The sequence below is a fragment of the Bradyrhizobium betae genome (assembly GCF_008932115.1).
In the GTDB taxonomy this organism is placed as follows: domain Bacteria; phylum Pseudomonadota; class Alphaproteobacteria; order Rhizobiales; family Xanthobacteraceae; genus Bradyrhizobium; species Bradyrhizobium betae.
In genome coordinates, this window is record NZ_CP044543.1 from 6,318,190 (window position 1) to 6,335,658 (window position 17,469).

Here is a 17,469-nt window from a genome sequence, read left to right on the forward strand (position 1 = left end):
GTGAAGTCAAATCTGAGAGGTCTGTTTCCGCGGAGAGAGACCCCTCACCCGTCTCGCCGCTACGCGGCGATCCACCCTCTCCCACAAGGGGAGAGGGGAAGAGCGAATATGAGGCAAGAACCATGTGGCCTGACCGTCGACTGATTGATCTCTTCAAGACCGAATTCCCGATCGTGCTGGCGCCGATGGCCGGCGTGATGGATGCGGAACTGGTCATCGCGGCGGCGCAAGGCGGGGCGCTGGGATCGCTGCCTTGCGCGATGATCTCCGCGGAGAAGGCGCGCGAGCAGGTCAATCTCATCCGCCAGCGCGTGAGGGCGCCGGTCAACATGAACTTCTTCTGTCACACGCCCATCGAGCTTACGGCTGAAGCCGAAGCGCGCTGGAAGCAGCGGCTCGCGGCCTACTACGCCGAGCATGGTCTCGATCCGGCGGCGCCGATCGCGGCCGCAAACCGCGCGCCGTTCGATGCGGCCTTCTGCGAGGTCGTCGAGGAGCTGAAGCCGGAGGTGATCAGCTTCCATTTCGGCCTGCCGGAGCAGGCGCTGCTCAAGCGCGTCAAGGCGGCCGGCTGCATTGTCATCGCCTCGGCGACGACGGTGAAGGAAGCGGTCTGGCTCGAGCAGCACGGCGTCGATGCCGTCATCGCGCAGGGCGCCGAAGCGGGCGGCCATCGCGGCATGTTTTTGACCGACAAGATCGCCGAGCAGCCCGGTACGTTCGCGCTGGTGCCGCAGACCGTCGATGCCGTGAAGGTGCCCGTCATCGCGGCCGGCGGCATCGCCGACGGACGCGGCATCGCCGCGGCCTTCGCGCTTGGCGCGTCCGGCGTGCAGATCGGCAGTGCCTATCTGCGCTGCCCGGAATCCAAGGTCAGCGCGGGCGGCCGCAAGGCGCTGGCCGAGGCGCGGGACGATTCCACCGTCATCACCAATGTCATGACCGGCCGGCCGGCGCGCGGCGTGCAGAACCGCCTGATGCGCGAGGCCGGGCCGATCTCGCCGGATGCGCCGCCATTTCCTCATGCCGCGACCGCGCTGGGGCCGCTGAAGGCGGCGGCCGAAAAGCAGGGACGGGTGGATTTCACCAATCTCTGGGCCGGACAGGCCGTCGCCCTGGGCCGTGAGGTCCCCGCGGCCGAATTGACCCGGGATCTCGCCAAATCGGCGCTGGCGCGGCTGCGCCAGATGGTGGGTTAGCTCCCGGCGCCGGTTGCGGCGCAAAACCGGCCTCTGCTATACGGCAGTTAGATTTTGCCGTGAGAGGCCTTATATAATGTCCGTCGACGCCGCTACCGTCCGCCGCATCGCGCATCTGGCGCGCATTGCGGTTTCCGAGGGCGAGGTTCCGCATCTGCAGGGCGAGCTCAACGCCATGCTCGCCTTTGTCGAGCAGCTCTCGGAGGTCAATGTCGAGGGCGTGGAGCCGATGACCTCGGTCACCCCGATGGAGATGAAGAAGCGGCTGGACGTGGTCAATGACGGCGAGATCGCCGACGATATCGTTGCCAACGCGCCCGCGACCGAAGGTCACTTCTTCCTGGTTCCGAAGGTGGTTGAGTAAGATCTCTATTCAGGACGCCGTCCGATGTGCATGCTTTGCGACGATGAGAAGGCCTATCAGGCCTACATGAACTACCTCGACAAGATGGAGCGGCAGGGCAAGGCTGCCGACCCCAATGTCGCCGTCAATGCCGTGCTCGACGAGATCGAGGCCGCCGCGAACGCTGCTGCCGCCAAGAAAAAAGACGATCCGGCCAACGACAAGACCCTGTCTCCCTTCTTCTGCAGCCCGATCAATAAATGACCGATTTGACATCGCTGACGCTCGCCGAGGCCCGCAAGGGTCTCGCGGCCAAGACTTTCACGTCGCTCGAGTTGACCGACGCGCATCTGAGCGCGATCGAGAAGGCGCGCGTGCTCAATGCCTTCGTGATGGAGACGCCGGACCGGGCGCGCGACATGGCGAAGGCCGTCGACGAGAAGATCGCCAAAGGCGAGGGCGGCCCGCTCGCCGGCATCCCGCTCGGCATCAAGGATCTGTTCGCGACCAAGGGCGTGCGCACCACGGCGTGCTCGAAGATCCTCGGCAATTTCGTTCCGACTTATGAGTCGACGGTCACCTCGCAGCTGTGGCGCGACGGCGCCGTGATGCTCGGCAAGCTCAACAATGACGAGTTCGCGATGGGCTCGGCGAACGAGACCTCGTGCTTCGGCCCCGTCGGCAATCCCTGGCGGCGCGATGGCTCCAACACGACGCTGGTGCCGGGCGGCTCGTCCGGCGGTTCGGCCTCGGCCGTCGCGGCGCTGTTGTGCATGGGCGCGACCGCGACCGACACCGGCGGCTCGATCCGCCAGCCGGCGGCGTTCACCGCGACCGTCGGCATCAAGCCGACCTACGGCCGCTGCTCGCGCTGGGGCATCGTGGCCTTTGCCTCCTCGCTCGACCAGGCGGGCCCGATCGCGCGCACGACGCGCGATGCGGCCATGCTGCTGCGCTCGATGGCCGGACACGATCCGAAGGACACGACCTCGGTCGACATGGCTGTGCCGGACTATGAGGCGGCGATCGGCAAATCCGTGAATGGCCTCAGGATCGGCATCCCCAAGGAGTATCGCCTCGACGGCATGCCGGCCGAGATCGAGAAACTCTGGAGCGAGGGCGCGGCCTGGCTGAAGGCCGCCGGCGCGGAACTCGTCGAGGTCTCGCTGCCGCACACCAAATACGCGCTGCCGGCCTATTACATCGTGGCGCCGGCGGAGGCCTCGTCCAACCTCGCGCGCTACGACGGCGTGCGCTACGGCCTGCGCGAGCAGGGCAAGAACATCATCGAGCAGTACGAGAACACTCGCGCCGAAGGTTTTGGCGCGGAGGTGCGCCGCCGCATCATGATCGGCACCTATGTGCTCTCGGCCGGCTATTACGACGCCTATTATCTGCGTGCCCAGAAAGTGCGCACGCTGATCAAGAAGGACTTCGAGGATTGCTTCGCCAAGGGCGTCAACGCGATCCTCACCCCGGCGACGCCGTCGGCGGCGTTCGGCATCGGCGAGAAGGGCGGCGCCGACCCGGTCGAGATGTATCTCAACGACATCTTCACGGTGACCGTGAACATGGCGGGGCTGCCGGGCATCGCCGTGCCCGCCGGCAGGGACGCGCAGGGGCTGCCGCTCGGTCTGCAACTGATCGGTCGGCCCTTCGATGAGGAGACGCTGTTCTCGCTCGGCGAGGTGATCGAGCAGGCCGCCGGCCGCTTCACGCCCGCGAGGTGGTGGTGAATGTCGCGGCATTCATCGCGAGCCTCGACGGCGCGGCGCCGGCGCCCGGTCTGAACGCGCCGCTCGCGGGTCTCTGGTGGGCCGGCAAGGGCGACTGGGACCAGGCGCACAAGATCGTTCAGGACGAGAGCAGCCGTGAGGCGGCATGGGTGCACGCCTATCTGCACCGCGTCGAAGGCGATCCCGGCAATGCCGGCTATTGGTATCGCCAGGCCGGCCAGCCGGCGGCAAGGGATTCATTGGAGGCGGAGTGGGGGCGGATTGCCGCCGCGCTGCTTGGGAGCACGACATGAGCACGGCCACGCACAAGCTTCTCAAAGGCGCCACCGGTGACTGGGAGATGGTCATCGGCATGGAGATTCATGCCCAGGTGACGTCGAACTCGAAATTGTTCTCGGGCGCCTCCACGGCGTTCGGCGGCGAGCCGAACAGCCACGTGTCGCTGGTCGATGCCGCCATGCCGGGCATGCTGCCTGTCATCAACGAGGAATGCGTCAGGCAGGCCGTCATCACCGGGCTCGGCCTCAACGCGCAGATCAATCTGCGCTCGGTGTTCGACCGCAAGAACTATTTCTATCCGGACTCGCCGCAGGGTTACCAGATCAGCCAGTACAAGTCGCCGATCGTCGGCGAGGGCGAGGTCGTCGTCGAACTGGACGGCGGCAAGACCGCGACCATCGGTATCGAGCGCCTGCATCTTGAGCAGGACGCCGGCAAGTTGCTGCACGACCAGTCGCCGACCATGTCCTATGTCGACCTCAACCGCTGCGGCGTGGCGCTGATGGAGATCGTGTCGAAACCCGACATCCGCGACGCCGAGCAGGCCAAGGCCTACGTGACCAAGCTGCGCTCGATCCTGCGCTATCTCGGCACCTGCGACGGCGACATGGAGAAGGGATCCCTGCGCGCCGACGTCAACGTCTCCGTGCGCAAGCCCGGCGCGCCGCTCGGCACCCGCTGCGAGATCAAGAACATGAACTCGATCACCTTCATCGGCCAGGCGATCGAATACGAAGCGCGTCGCCAGATCGAGATTTTGGAGGACGGCGGCGCGATCGACCAGGAAACGCGGCTCTACGACCCCAACAAGGGCGAGACGCGCTCGATGCGCTCGAAAGAAGAGGCGCACGATTATCGCTACTTCCCCGATCCGGATCTGCTGCCGTTGGAGTTCTCGCAGGAGTTTGTGGACGAGCTGAAAGCGAAGCTGCCTGAGCTGCCGGACCAGAAGAAGTCGCGCTTCGTCGCCGATTTCGGCCTGTCGGCCTATGACGCGAGCGTCCTGGTCGCCGAGCGCGAGAGCGCGGTGTTCTACGAAACCGTGCTGGACAAGCTCGGCAACCGCGCCCGCGACGGCAAGATGGCGGCGAACTGGGTGATCAACGAGCTGTTCGGTCGTCTCAACAAAGAAGGCCGGGATATTACGGGCTCGCCTGTCAACGCAGAGCAACTCTCGGGCATCATCGACCTGATCGGCGAGGGGACGATCTCGGGCAAGATCGCCAAGGACCTGTTCGAGATCGTCTGGCAGGAAGGCGGCGATCCCCGCGCGCTGGTGGAAAGCCGCGGCATGAAGCAGGTGACTGATCTTTCGGCGATCGAAAAGGTGGTCGACGACATCATCGCGGCCAATCCCGACAAGGCCGCGCAGGTCAAGGACAAGCCGCAGTCGCTCGGCTGGTTCGTCGGCCAGGTGATGAAGGCGTCTGGCGGCAAGGCCAACCCGCAGAGCGTCAACGACCTGCTCAAGTCCAAGCTCGGCATCTGATCTCACACGTTCGAACGAGGTGACGGTTGCTCCGTCACCTCGTTTTCAATTCGCGATGCGACGCTCTCTTACGTCGCCGATGGCCGACATCTTTCTCCTCGAACCGCCAAGCCGCGACCGAATCGCAAAGGCGCGATTCGCGTAAAAGGGTGACTTGGGCGTGCTCGGACGAGCGTTCGCGACGTTGTGCACGAAAATATTTTCGTTGCCAAAAATGACGACTCAGAGTTCGCGCAGCGTCCTTGCGGCCCGATCGGATGAATGGCGACGTTCGTCGTCGCGGCGATCACGCGCGATGCGTATGCGCAGAATAATACTTGCTGCATAGAGTTTTTTCGCAATCACAGTCTTCGCCGACGTCGACGCGATCGCACCGTCGGTGATCGCAAGTACACCTCGCAACGCATGCTCGCATCGAGCGCGCGAGGCGCACGCGCGTTGCTGCGTCAACACTTCCTTAAGCGAGACGCTGTTTTTTTCATTGTGTTGGTGTATTCCAGACAGGTGCATTCGATCCGCGAGTGCACACAGCGAATAAGCCATCTCACACATCGGAGGGCAACATGGCCAAGAAAGCTAAGAAGGCGAAGAAGGTAAAGAAGGCGAAGAGCGCAGTGAAGAAGACTGCGAAGAAGACCCGCAAGGTCGCGAAGAAGAAGTAACTTCGACTTCTGAAGTTGCCGGCTCCTCGTGAGCCGGCACGTCATCAGCGCCGCCTAACAGGTTCTGGTCGACGATAGAGGGTGTCGGCGAGACATCAGGTCAACGGTCGGATCGCTTTCTTCGCGGTCCGGCAGAAGAAACAAGTTTTCTTCGTTCGGTGCGGGGCCGGTTCACCGGTTCTGCAATTTCACGAGTAGCCTTGCGGTCAAAGTGAAATCTGGTCCTGACGTGTTCGCCGACGCCCTCGTTCCTTGAGGCCGGGGTATTGCCGGCATTCCTTTCCCGACATTGCTGATTTGATCGCGACGTGGCCGCGCCGCCTTGGGCGGGCGGGTTCGACGTTCGCGCGGTACGCCCCGGCTCATGGTGTCGTCGCCGGCGCCGACCGGGCGATCCAGTACGCCGCGGCGTCCCGTGAGATGATTGCCGTCGCTGGATTATCGGGTCACCCGCCTGCCGCCGCGCTGAGCTTCGGCGTTCCAGGATCGCAAGCCCGGTGAAGTCCTGGCGTGGCCGGGGCACGGGTGACGACAATGAGCGGCTCCAAAGCCCCGAAGCCGACGCCACAACGCGCGATGGTTATCGTTCTGCGAAAATCTCAGGGTAAACCGAATCTGACGAATCGCAAAAGTGCCTGCAAAGCGGGGACTTTTTGAATTTCCCGCGGGGGATGCGCGTCGCTGCGTTTACGTCTGCTTCATCGCGATACTTAAACTGCCATTCAAATTTGCCCGCCATCATCGCCTCCAACAAGCCGGCAAACGGCATGGGGATGTTGAACATTTATCTGGACGGGAGCCGCGCTCGGGGGTCGAGGCGGCATAAGAAAAAGGGGATGCGTTATGTTTCAGGGTACTTTCGATCTGGAGACGGCGACGCCGATCGACGCCAGCGCGCTGTCGGACGTGCTGTTCGAGCGCGGGATCTATTGGGCGAGCGGCCGCTCCGGCCTCGTCGATCTCGTCGCCGCGCACAAATGGTTCAACCTCGCCGCCCTGAAGGGCCGCAAGGACGCCGTGACGCTGCGCCAGGAAGTCGCCGGGCAGATGTCGGACGCCGAGATCTCGTCCGCGCAGCGCGAGGCGAGGGCCTGGATCTCCGCCCACTGAGCGGAGAAGCGCCCCGTGGTTTCACGGGCAAGCCGGTTCCGGGCCGGCGGAGTTCCGGCATCTTAGGTCTAGGCCTCGGCCGGGGCGGCGGTGTCGATATCGCCCTCGCATTGGCGGATGAGGCGATTCCGCATCCCGGCGCGCACATACATATATAACGAGAGCGCGAATCGGGCTGGGCTCGGCCGCGCCGATCCTTGCGCCAGGCTTTCGCGCCCGTCGCCGTCTAGACGACGCTCAAACTTGATTCTGCTGCTGGATGGCGGAGAGGGAGGGATTCGAACCCTCGATACAGCTTGAGACCGTATGACGCTTTAGCAAAGCGTTGCCTTCAGCCACTCGGCCACCTCTCCGGTGCGAGCCTTATGCATCTAATTGCTTGGGCCGGTCAATTTGGAAGCGTGTGTTTTCGCTCGAATATTCCCAGCGATTTTCAAAACATGCGGTTTGCTCCCAGGGCGAGAGGGTAAAGCCGCTCCGATCCCGATAATCCCCGCTCTTCATGAACAGTGTCCGCCGCGCGCGCTCGCCGTGGCCAGGCCTGCGCCAGATCGGGAGGTGCGGAGGCGAGGGATGCCTTCTCCTTGAGTCTCCTCCTGATTCCACGATTCGAGCGCGCCAAAGCCCGTTCAGGTCGAGGTCTCGCCTCTGGCGTCTCACAGGGGGAACTTTCGGGGCAGATGGAACCGTCTGAAAAACATCAACAAAAACAAGTTGTTATCAGGGTGCTCTGATCACATCTGCGTGTTATTTGTGCAACACCCTTCGGAAAACGAGCTTCATTGGCTCGTTTCGGAGCGTTCTGTTGTTGTGTGTGCAAGGACGTTCGGTAATTGTGACTGAGCGACGGAGGGGGGCATCCCGAGGTCGTCCCGATTTAGGTGGTTCGCTTAAGTCCCTCGCGTTAGCGGGTGTGTCCGAAAGCGCGAAGCGGCTAAGCGGTGAAGTTAAGGGACAAGGGAACCAACCTTAGGGTGTCTTCACCCAGCGGATCCGGAACCTTCCCTATAGAGCAAACTTGGAGGTTTGACATGAAGTTGGTTAAGAGCCTTTTGCTCGGTTCAGCGGCGGGTTTGATCGCCGTTGGCGGAGCTCAGGCAGCCGATCTCCCCGTGAAGGCCAAAGCGGTCGAATACGTGAAGATCTGCTCCCTGTACGGTGCCGGATTCTACTACATCCCGGGCACTGACACCTGCATCAAGCTGGGTGGTTACCTGCGCGCCGAAGTCGCGCTGGGCACCAACTCGGACTACAGCGCCGGCCTGAACGTTTCGAGCCAGGGCGCGAACGGTGCCCGCAACCGTCTGACGAACTACTACACGATGCGCGCTCGTGAAGATCTCAACATCGACACGCGCACCGCGACCGAGTACGGCGTCGTCCGTACCTTCTTCGACGGCGTGTTCTCCTGGACGACCGGCAACTACGTCGGTTCGAACAGCGGCACCGGCACCACCGCTTACAGCGGCACGCTGGCTGCTGGTACCAACCCGCTGACCGGCTCTGCGACCCTCTACGGTTCGGGCTCTGGCTCGGTGAACGGCACCGACGGCAACACCTCGGCCGGTTCGCTCGGCGTGTACTACGCCTTCATCCAGTTCGCCGGCTTCACCATGGGTAAGGCCGTGTCGCAGTTCGACGCGCCCTGGACCAACTATCCCGGCAACAACTTCGACAGTCTCGTCGGCGGCAGCGGCACGGTCACTGGTATCAACCAGTTCAGCTACACCGCTGACTTCGGTCAGGGCGTGACGGCGGCGTTCTCGGCGGAAGATCCGACCTCCTACATGCAGGCCGGCAACCTCAACATGACCGGCGCAACCGCGTACGGCATGCTGCAGGGCGCCTACGGCTCGAACGCCATCGGCGGCTCGCGCTCTCCGAACCTCGTCGGTATGGTTCGTGTCGACCAGGCCTGGGGCCTCTTCCAGGCGTCGGTTGCCGCGAAGGACAACCACGTCGGTTACTACGGCGCTACCGAGCCGACGGGCCACCCCGACGACAAGTGGGGTTGGGCGGTTCAGCTCGCTCTGTCGATCAAGAACATCCCGACTGGTGCGGGTGACGTGATCAACATTTCGGGCGTCTACACCGACGGCGCGACCCGCTACAACTTCCAGAACCTCTCGGGTAGCACTTACTCGATGTTCGGTGGTTCGGGCATCGCCTACCAGAGCATTGGCTTCGCCTCCGCTCCGGACACCGTGTATGTCACCGGTAGCTCGCAGGAAACCGTCAAGACCTGGGGCTTCCGCGGCGCTTACACCCACAACTGGGATCCCTACTGGAACACCGCGCTGTACGGTGCCTACGCTCAGGCTCAGTACGGCTCGCTGGCCAAGACCACGCTCTGCGGCGCGACTGGTGTTGGTGGTGTGTTCGGCGGCGGCGCTGGCGTCACGGGTTGCAACCCGGACTTCGCCATCGGCCAAGTGGGTATCATCACCCGCTGGACCCCCGTCAAGAACCTGACGTTCTCGGCCGACCTGTCCTGGACCCACCTCGACCAGAAGTACTCGGGCACTGTGACCCCGGCTGCTCTGATCGCGGTTCCCGCCAAGCCGGTCGCGACCTACGAGCTCAAGGATCAGGACTCGCTCGTTCTGCTCCTCCGCGCTCAGCGCAACTGGTAAGCTCGGTCTAACGACCTAATAGAGCCTCGGCGGGAAACCGCCGGGGCTTTTCTTTGTGCCGGTCGCGCTCTGGCGATGCCGGAGTGCTGAATCGGTGTGGCGGATAGCTCCCCGTCTTTCAGCAAGAGAGTACGGTCGGCCAAAGCGGCAGACCGCAAGCCAGCCCTAAGATGGTGGCAGCCGCGTGTGCCTTCACCTCGGAAGCGATTCCCTGTGCCTCGCATCTGCGGCCAGGCCCAGCGGCGCGCCTAGCCGGGGCGGATATGGCTCGCGAACGGCGCGTCGAAGCGGCAGCGCGGCCGGGCGATCGGCGCGGTGGTCTTCGAGGCACTGATTGGCGGTGAACTGCCGGCATGAACTGCGACGCCGGCGGCTCTCGAGATGCCCTAAGGGGCGGATTGAAATCACACTGGGTGAACGCCGAACGTACGCAGCCGTGCCGCGTAGCCGATATCTTCGTTACCGAAGCAGTGAAGGGGCGGCTTACTCCACGCTGCCGGCGCCGCGGCGCAGATCAGCCTCGATCTGCAACCGCGTGCTGCCGCCGAAGCGGGCGCGGTAGACCTGAAGGTTCTCCATGATCCGTTGCACGTAGTTCCGCGTCTCGGAGAACGGAATGAGCTCGACCCAGTCGACCGCGTCGACCTTGGGATCGCGCGGATCGCCGTACCGGTCGACCCACTTCTTCACGCTGCCGCGGCCGGCATTGTAGGCGGCAAACGTCATGATGTAGGAGCCGCGATAATCCTCGAGCAGCCCGCCGAGCTCGGCCGAGCCGAGCGTGGCGTTGTAGACCGAATCGTTCTTCAGCCGCCCGAGATCGTAGGTCGCGCCGTGCCGCTTGCAGACATAACGCGCGGCATCCGGCGTCACCTGCATCAGGCCGTAGGCCTGCGCCGGCGAGACCACCGAAGGGTTGAACGCGCTCTCCTGCCGCGCGATCGCGTAAACGATGCTGCGCTCGACCTCGGGGCCGATCGGCGTGAATTGCGGAATGCCATTGACGGGATAGGCGTAGAAGTCGAACGGCAGGCCGCGGTTGAGCGCAGCCTTGCCGACCAGCAGCATGCCGCGCGCGTCGTTGTTACGCTGGGTGAGCTCGCCAAGGCCAGTGAGGGCTTCCGGATCGCCGTTCTCACCCATGTCGGCGAGAATAGGTACGGCCATCTCGCGCTCGTCGAGCTCGTAGAGCAGCTGCGCGGCGCGCACGATTTCGAGCCGCTCGGCGCCGCGGCCGCGCGGCTGGGTGTTGAGCTCGATCTGCGGCAGGCCGAGTTTGGCGCGCGCGAGCTGGCCGTAATAGCTGGTGGATTGCTCCGCCGCCCTTGCATAGGCGTTGCGCGCCTCCTGCTGGCGGCCCGCTGCTTCCGCCGCGCGGCCTTGCCAGTAGCCGGCGCGCGCCAGCGCGGTCGGGTTGACGCTGCCGACACCGATGCGGGCGAAATGCTGCGTGGCCGCCGCGGGATCGTTGAGGAAGCGCAGCGCGATCCAGCCCGCGGTGAATTCCTGCTCGGTCTTGTAGATGTCGCGCGAGGGCAGGGCCGCATCGCGCGCGATCAGATAGGCGCTGCGGAATTCCTCGGTGTCGATCATCTTGCGCGCCAGCAGGCGCCGCTCGATCCACCATTCGTCGAGATTGTGGAGCCGGTTCGGATCCTTCGGCGCCGACAGCATGAGCTGGGCGGCCTCAGTGAACTTCTCCTCGCGGCGCAGGAGCTGGATCTTGCTGAACATGAAGCCGGGATCGCTATGCAGCTCGCGCGGCACGGCCTCCAGCAGCGCACGCGCGTTCGGCGCTTTCTTGAGGGACGCGATGCGGGCCTTGGCGAGCGCGACGTAGCCGGCGCCGAGACGTTTGGCGGCGCGCAGCGCGGCCTCGTTCTCGCTGCCGTAGAGCAGCGTGTCCATCCGCGCCTTCTGGTCGCCCGGCGTCAGCAACGCGCCGAACTGGTCGAGTGCGTTGTTCTCGGTATCCTCCGACATCGGATCGCTGCGCCAGGCCTCGCGCACCAGCCGCTCGGCATTGGCGCGGTCGCCGCGCGCCAGCATCGCCTTGGCGAGCGTGAAGCGGCCCTTGGCGGACACCGGTGATTCGTTCTCGAACCACGACCACGCCACCTGATCGTCGCGTCTGTCGTCCCACATCGCAGCTTCGAGGCGGCGGCGCAGGAAGGTCTGCGACGGCCAGCTCGGATTGGCGGAGAGGAAGGCGCGGTAACGCTCCACGGTCGCGCCATTGTCCTCGCTGCGCAGGATGATCCACTCCGCGAGCTTTCGCGCGACGGGATCCGAGATCGAGGCTGCGGCGTTGGTGGCGTTACCCGCCTTGCGCTTGCGCACGAGCTCGATGACGCTCTCCAGCGTGTCCTTGTCGGCTTGCGACGTCGACGAGGTCGCCGCGACTGCCGCCGGCGTCACGGGTTTGCGCGGCGCGGCGTGCTGGCGGGTCGCGGGGGCAAGCACGGGAGCCGCGACGGGCTTGGCTGGCGCCGGCGCGGTCGGCCTGACGGTGGCCGTCGCGGCCGGGGCAGCTTTGGGGGACGAACTGTTGGCGGCCGGCGTTGATTTTGGCGCGGTCGCCGCTACGGCGGGCTTGGCTGCGCCAGGTTTGGGGGCGCCAGATTTGGTTTTGTCCTTCGCGGGGTCTTTCCCGGCACTCTTGCCCGTGTCTTTGCCAGTGTCCTTGCCGGTATCCTTGCCCGGCTTCTTCGCCGCATCCTTGGTCGGGGCAGTCGTCGCGCCCTTGGTCGTGCCCTTGGCTGTGTCCTTCGAGCCTCCCTTGGTGGAGCCCTTTGCCGCGGTGGCCGGCTTCGCGCTGTCTTTGGTCCCTTCCGCTGGCGTCTCGCTGGATTTGGCGAGGGCGGCACAGCCGACCGAAAGCCCTGCCATCAGGCTCAGAACCAGACCCGCGGTTCGCCACGCGGCACGAGGATAGGAGGTCACGGCGTTTCGTCGCCCCGAATCAGTGAGATGGCTCAAGGTCTATCTGTACAAGATATGGCTGTATTTGATTGAATATGCGGACAAAATACCAACAGCCGCTTACCTGCGGCCGGTTTGCACCAGCACCGCGGCAAAATCGCGGCCTAAACGGTGCGTCACACGGATGCGGCCCTTTTACCGCCCGGATAGACCCGGTATGAAGGGGGCTTGCTCACAAGATTGCCGCGTACGGAGGAAGTCCATGGCAGCCAAGACGAAATTCCGGGGGTCGTTCACCGCCTTGGTCACGCCGTTCAAGAACGGCTCGCTGGACGAGGCGGCCTTCCGCTCCCTGGTCAACTGGCAGATCTCGGAGGGCACCAACGGCCTCGTCCCGGTCGGCACCACCGGCGAGAGCCCGACGCTCAGCCATGACGAGCACAAGAAGGTCGTCGAATGGTGCATCGCTGAAGCCAAGGGCCGCGTGCCCGTCATCGCGGGAGCCGGCTCCAATTCCACCAAGGAGGCGATCGAGCTCGCCCAGCACGCCGAGAAGGCGGGCGCGGACGCCGTGCTGGTCGTGACACCCTACTACAACAAGCCCACCCAGGAGGGCATGTACCAGCACTTCAAGGCGATCAACGATGCGATCGGGATTCCGATCATCATCTACAACATCCCGCCGCGCTCGGTGATCGACATGTCGGTCGACACCATGACGCGGCTGTGGGAGCTGAAGAACATTGCCGGCGTCAAGGACGCCACCGCCAGCATGGTCCGCGTGTCACAGCAGCGCGCGGCCATGGGCGAGGACTTCAACCAGCTGTCCGGCGAGGACGCGACCATTCTCGGCTACATGGCGCATGGCGGCCATGGCTGCATCTCGGTGACCTCGAACGTCGCGCCGCGGCTGTGCTCGGAGTTCCAGGCCGCCTGGGCGAAGGGCGATACCAAGGCGGCGCTCGCAATCCACGACAAGCTGATGCCGCTGCACAACAATCTCTTCATCGAGAGCAATCCGGCGCCGATCAAGTACGCGATGTCGTTGCTCGGCAAGCTGGATGAAACGCTGCGGTTGCCGATGGTGCCGGTGTCCGAGCCGACGCGCGTTGCCGTGCGCAGCGCCATGATCCATGCTGGCCTGATCAACTGATGCGGTAACAAACAAAGTCAGGGAGCCGTTCATGAGTGTCGATGACAAGGGAAGACGGATGCTCACGGAGTTCCGCGAGTTCGCCATGAAGGGCAACGTCGTCGATCTCGCAGTCGGCGTCATCATCGGCGCAGCCTTCGGTGCCATCGTCACGTCGCTGGTCGGTGACATCATCATGCCGATCATCGGCGCCGCCACCGGCGGCCTCGACTTCTCGAACTACTTCGCCCCCTTGTCGAAGGCGGTTACAGCCACCAACTTAGCGGATGCGAAAAAGCAAGGCGCCGTACTTGCTTACGGCAACTTCCTGACGCTGACGATCAACTTCATCATCGTCGCCTTCGTGCTGTTCCTGGTGATCCGTGCCATGAACACGCTGAAGCGGAAAGAAGAGACCAAGCCCGCGGAGCCGCCGAAACCGTCGGCCGAGGTCGTGCTGTTGACCGAGATCCGCGATCTCCTCAAGAAGTGACGCGCGCGCTTCATCCAAACTGTTAGCGTCGCGACGCATCCCGACCGGATTTGCCTGTTATGGCCGAGAAGAACGAACGTCCCATCAAGGTCATGGCGGAAAACCGCAAGGCCCGCTTCAACTACGCCATCGAGGATACCATCGAGGCGGGCATTGCGCTGACCGGCACCGAGGTCAAGTCGATCCGCAACGGCAAGAGCACGATCGCGGAATCCTATGCCGATTCCAAGAACGGCGAGATCTGGCTGATCAACGCCACCATCCCCGAATATCTCCAGGGCAACCGCTTCAATCACGAGCCCAAGCGGCCGCGGAAGCTGCTGCTCCATCGCCGGCAGATCAACAAGCTGATGGGTGCGGTCGATCGCGAGGGCATGACGCTGATTCCGCTCAAGCTCTATTTCAACGAGAGAGGTCGCGCCAAATTGCAGCTTGCGGTTGCAAAAGGCAAGAAGCTGCACGACAAGCGCGAGACCGAGAAGAAGCGCGACTGGAGCCGGGAGAAGGGTCGGCTGATGCGGGCGAGGGGATAGTGAAATGAACCAGAAAAACCTGCTCGAGGTCGACTGGAGCCTGATCCCCGCACCCACCGATGACGGCGCTGCGGCGCATCTCGAAGGCATGACGCTGCCGGCGATCAGCCTGTTTGCCACGAATGATACCTCGGTGACGCTGTCGGCTCTGCCCGGCCGGACCGTGGTGTTTGCCTATCCGCGCACCGGCGAGCCCGGCAAGATCTCACTGGTCGACGATTGGGACATGATCCCGGGCGCGCGCGGTTGCACGCCGCAGACTTGCGCGTTTCGCGATCTGTTCGCCGAGCTGAAGGCCGCCGGCGCCGCACACGTGTTCGGTCTGTCGACCCAGAGCAATGCGTACCAGACCGAGATGGCCTCGCGGCTGCATCTGCCGTTTCCCGTGCTGTCGGACGAGAAGCTGGCGCTGACCCGCGCGCTCAATCTGCCGACCATGGAGGTCGCGGGCCTGACCCTGATCAAGCGCCTCGCGCTGATCATCGACGACGCCAGCATCACGCATGTGTTCTACCCGGTGTTTCCGCCCGACCGGAATGCCGGCGATGTGCTGGGTTGGCTGAAGGCCAATCCGGCGCACCCAACTCTCTCTCCTTCATCCTGAGGTGCTTGTCCTGCAACGCAGGACGAGCCTCGAAGGACGACGGCCCGGCTGCATCCCGGCCGCTCATCCTTCGAGGCTCGCCATGCGCCGCTTCGCGCCGCACGGCTCACGCCTCAGGATGACGGTTCGAATACCGTCTCCCGCCTCGCGAGACGCCATGCTTCAATCGAGATCAGCCTTGATCCTGGCGAACACGCTGCGGAACATGTCCGTCGTCAGCACGCGCGTATTCGTGTTGTAGCGCGAGCAGTGATAGCTGTCGTAGAGCCTGAACGGGCCGGCCTGATGCACCGCGCCATGGCCGAATGGGGCCTGCGAGGCCTTCAGCTTCAGCGGCTTGAGCACGCTGTCGTGCGCAATCCGCCCGAGCGCGACGATCGCGCGCAGCTTCGGCATCGTCTCGAGGTTCGCGACGAGGAACTGGCGGCAGGTGTTGATCTCGGCCGGCAGCGGCTTGTTCTGCGGCGGCACGCAATGCACCGCATTGGCGATGCGGCAATCGACCAGTTTGAGGCCGTCGTCCGGCCGCGCCTGATAGGTGCCCTTGGCAAAGCCGTATTCGAGCAGCGTGGCGTAGAGCAAGTCGCCGGCATAGTCGCCGGTGAAGGGGCGGCCGGTGCGGTTGGCGCCCTGCATCCCCGGCGCAAGGCCGACGATCAGGAGGCGCGCCTTGATGTCGCCGAAGGGCGGGACGGGCGCATTGTGCCATAACGGCTCCCGCGCGCGGTTCGCCTCGCGAAAGGCGACCAGGCGCGGACAGAGCGGACAGTCACGGTCGGGAACGAGGGTGGGCGAGGCCTGGTGGCTTAACCGGGCCGCCTCACTCTTCGAAGTCGTCATCGCCCCTCGGCGCCATCGTGGTTGCGCGCTGGAGGAATTGCGGGGCGTGGTGGCGTGCCTCGCGCTCGCTGCGGTCGCGCGGGGCGGGGCGTTCGGACGGGTCGCGGCCGAGCTTGGATTGCAGCTCGACGAGGTCGGTGAAGACGTCGGCCTGGCGGCGCAACTCGTCGGCGATCATCGGCGGCTGGCTCGCGATGGTGGAGATCACGGTGACCCGCACGCCGCGGCGCTGGACGGCCTCGACCAGAGAACGGAAATCGCCGTCACCCGAGAACAGCACCATCTGATCGATGTGCTCGGCGAGCTCCATGGCGTCCACGGCGAGCTCGATGTCCATGTTGCCCTTGACCTTGCGGCGGCCGGAGGCGTCGATGAACTCCTTGGTCGCCTTGGTGACGACGGTGTAGCCGTTGTAGTCCAGCCAGTCGATCAGCGGACGGATCGAGGAGTATTCCTGATCCTCGATAATCGCGGTGTAGTAGAACGCCCGCAACAGCGTCCCGCGGCTCTGAAACTCCTTCAGCAGGCGCTTGTAGTCGATGTCGAAGCCCAGAGTTTTCGCCGTCGCGTAGAGATTGGCTCCGTCGATGAAGAGCGCGATCTTGTCGGTAGAGGAAGGTGACATTCAGTTTGCTCGCGTAGAGTTCGTGATTAATCGTTTATTGTTGGCGCGCGGCAAGCCGCGCACTTCAGAGTGCCGCCGAAACCCGTCGAAACCGCAAATCCGGAGAAGCGGGTGCAATCAAGGTATAGTTATGACGGACTTTCATACACCCGGCGCTGCCTTCAATAATGGCAGCCCGGGAAACCACCCATCCCAGCCCCAGTGTGGGGGTAGCAGAGCCGTTTGGCGAGGCCAAATCACAAATTGGCCTTGCGAAACCGCCCCGGCCCCTATAACTAGCCCCGATCATCCACATATTTCGTCCCACCCACAACGGAGCGACTGTCCATGGCTCGCGTCACCGTAGAAGATTGTATCGACAAGGTCGACAACCGGTTTGACCTGGTCCTGCTGGCCGCCCACCGTGCCCGCATGATCTCGTCCGGTTCACAACTAACGGTTGACCGCGATAACGACAAGAACCCTGTTGTGTCTTTGCGCGAAATTGCTGACACGACCATCTCTCCGGAGGACCTCCGCGAGGAGCTGGTGCACTCGCTCCAGAAGTTCGTCGAGGTTGACGAGCCCGAGCCCGACACGGTGCCGTTGATCGGTTCCGCCGGCGCCAGCGTCGATGCGGACGATACCGAAGTTGCCGTGGAGCGCATGACCGAAGAGGAGCTCCTGAAGGGCCTCGAGGGCCTCGCGCCGCCGGAAGAGCAGCCCGAGGAGGACGAGTAAATCGTCCATCGCAGTCGTCGACTTCTTGTGATCTTATCAAAGGCCCGAACCCGTGTTCGGGCCTTTGCTTTTGTTGGCGTTTTCGTGGTTACCATAGCGTTGCCGGTTTGCGCTGCGCGCCTTTCACCGAATTGATCGGACGCGCGCGC

Annotated in this window: 17 protein-coding genes and 1 tRNA gene; 13 read left to right on the forward strand and 5 right to left on the reverse strand. The window is 63.9% G+C overall.

What is annotated here, in order from left to right; translation table 11 throughout:
- Positions 1–122: 122 nt before the first annotated feature.
- From F8237_RS30445 to gatB, 6 genes are all read left to right on the forward strand, one after another.
- Entirely contained in the window at positions 123–1,199 is a 1,077-nt protein-coding gene (locus tag F8237_RS30445; RefSeq protein WP_151649810.1) for an NAD(P)H-dependent flavin oxidoreductase, read from the forward strand.
- Positions 1,200–1,275: 76 nt separating this feature from the next.
- Positions 1,276–1,563: an Asp-tRNA(Asn)/Glu-tRNA(Gln) amidotransferase subunit GatC gene (gatC, locus tag F8237_RS30450; RefSeq protein ID WP_151649811.1), complete on the forward strand. Its 288-nt coding sequence runs from the start codon at positions 1,276–1,278 to the stop codon at positions 1,561–1,563.
- 24 nt (positions 1,564–1,587) lie between these two features.
- Complete coding sequence (locus F8237_RS30455; protein ID WP_151649812.1) at positions 1,588–1,806, forward strand: hypothetical protein; 219 nt, start codon at positions 1,588–1,590, stop codon at positions 1,804–1,806.
- Positions 1,803–3,278: an Asp-tRNA(Asn)/Glu-tRNA(Gln) amidotransferase subunit GatA gene (gene gatA, locus F8237_RS30460; RefSeq protein WP_151649813.1), complete on the forward strand. Its 1,476-nt coding sequence runs from the start codon at positions 1,803–1,805 to the stop codon at positions 3,276–3,278. The genes F8237_RS30455 and gatA overlap by 4 nt, the downstream gene beginning before the upstream one ends.
- The gene (locus F8237_RS30465) at positions 3,269–3,571 is read left to right on the forward strand and encodes a hypothetical protein (RefSeq protein WP_151649814.1); all 303 of its coding nucleotides are present in this window, start codon (positions 3,269–3,271) and stop codon (positions 3,569–3,571) included. Before gatA ends, F8237_RS30465 begins: the two co-directional genes overlap by 10 nt.
- The gene (gatB, locus tag F8237_RS30470) at positions 3,568–5,046 is read left to right on the forward strand and encodes an Asp-tRNA(Asn)/Glu-tRNA(Gln) amidotransferase subunit GatB (protein WP_151649815.1); all 1,479 of its coding nucleotides are present in this window, start codon (positions 3,568–3,570) and stop codon (positions 5,044–5,046) included. Before F8237_RS30465 ends, gatB begins: the two co-directional genes overlap by 4 nt.
- Before the next feature lie 222 nt (positions 5,047–5,268).
- On the opposite strand, the gene F8237_RS30475 is transcribed toward gatB, so the two are convergent.
- Positions 5,269–5,589: a hypothetical protein gene (locus F8237_RS30475; RefSeq protein ID WP_151649816.1), complete on the reverse strand. Its 321-nt coding sequence runs from the start codon at positions 5,587–5,589 to the stop codon at positions 5,269–5,271.
- Between the two features lie 962 nt (positions 5,590–6,551).
- Here F8237_RS30475 and F8237_RS30485 point away from each other — a divergent pair.
- Complete coding sequence (locus F8237_RS30485) at positions 6,552–6,818, forward strand: hypothetical protein (RefSeq protein WP_151649817.1); 267 nt, start codon at positions 6,552–6,554, stop codon at positions 6,816–6,818.
- A 260-nt stretch (positions 6,819–7,078) separates the two neighbouring features.
- Here the strand turns inward: F8237_RS30485 and F8237_RS30490 are convergent.
- A tRNA-Ser gene (locus F8237_RS30490) sits at positions 7,079–7,171 on the reverse strand.
- A 678-nt stretch (positions 7,172–7,849) separates the two neighbouring features.
- On the opposite strand from F8237_RS30490, the gene F8237_RS30495 reads away from it, so the two are divergent.
- On the forward strand, positions 7,850–9,451 hold the full coding sequence (locus F8237_RS30495; protein WP_151649818.1) for a porin: 1,602 nt from the start codon (positions 7,850–7,852) through the stop codon (positions 9,449–9,451).
- 483 nt (positions 9,452–9,934) lie between these two features.
- Here the strand turns inward: F8237_RS30495 and F8237_RS30500 are convergent, their stop codons facing one another.
- Positions 9,935–12,340: a transglycosylase SLT domain-containing protein gene (locus F8237_RS30500; protein ID WP_162006425.1), complete on the reverse strand. Its 2,406-nt coding sequence runs from the start codon at positions 12,338–12,340 to the stop codon at positions 9,935–9,937.
- Positions 12,341–12,635: 295 nt separating this feature from the next.
- Here F8237_RS30500 and dapA point away from each other — a divergent pair, with 295 nt between their 5' ends.
- Genes dapA through F8237_RS30520 form a run of 4 tightly spaced genes read left to right on the forward strand, consistent with a single transcriptional unit; the run spans position 12,636 to position 15,135 of the window.
- Positions 12,636–13,526 carry a 4-hydroxy-tetrahydrodipicolinate synthase gene (gene dapA, locus F8237_RS30505; RefSeq protein WP_151649820.1) on the forward strand — a complete coding sequence of 297 codons (891 nt, stop codon included), beginning with the start codon at positions 12,636–12,638 and terminating at the stop codon, positions 13,524–13,526.
- A gap of 58 nt (positions 13,527–13,584) precedes the next feature.
- Positions 13,585–13,998: a large conductance mechanosensitive channel protein MscL gene (mscL, locus tag F8237_RS30510; RefSeq protein ID WP_162006426.1), complete on the forward strand. Its 414-nt coding sequence runs from the start codon at positions 13,585–13,587 to the stop codon at positions 13,996–13,998.
- A gap of 59 nt (positions 13,999–14,057) precedes the next feature.
- The gene (gene smpB / locus F8237_RS30515; RefSeq protein ID WP_015685647.1) at positions 14,058–14,531 is read left to right on the forward strand and encodes an SsrA-binding protein SmpB; all 474 of its coding nucleotides are present in this window, start codon (positions 14,058–14,060) and stop codon (positions 14,529–14,531) included.
- Between the two features lie 4 nt (positions 14,532–14,535).
- Positions 14,536–15,135, forward strand: a complete 600-nt coding sequence (locus tag F8237_RS30520; RefSeq protein WP_151649822.1) for a peroxiredoxin — start codon at positions 14,536–14,538, stop codon at positions 15,133–15,135.
- A gap of 162 nt (positions 15,136–15,297) precedes the next feature.
- Here F8237_RS30520 and F8237_RS30525 read toward each other — a convergent pair whose 3' ends face one another.
- Together F8237_RS30525 and F8237_RS30530 are read right to left on the reverse strand one after the other, a co-directional pair.
- Positions 15,298–15,975 (reverse strand): uracil-DNA glycosylase, encoded by a 678-nt coding sequence (locus tag F8237_RS30525; protein WP_151649823.1) that lies wholly within the window; start codon positions 15,973–15,975, stop codon positions 15,298–15,300.
- A complete protein-coding gene (locus F8237_RS30530; RefSeq protein WP_151649824.1) occupies positions 15,956–16,600 on the reverse strand; it encodes a LabA-like NYN domain-containing protein in 645 nt (214 codons plus the stop codon). The genes F8237_RS30525 and F8237_RS30530 overlap by 20 nt, the downstream gene beginning before the upstream one ends.
- A 327-nt stretch (positions 16,601–16,927) precedes the next feature.
- On the opposite strand from F8237_RS30530, the gene rpoZ reads away from it, so the two are divergent.
- Positions 16,928–17,320 carry a DNA-directed RNA polymerase subunit omega gene (gene rpoZ / locus F8237_RS30535; protein WP_008133017.1) on the forward strand — a complete coding sequence of 131 codons (393 nt, stop codon included), beginning with the start codon at positions 16,928–16,930 and terminating at the stop codon, positions 17,318–17,320.
- Positions 17,321–17,469 lie beyond the last annotated feature (149 nt).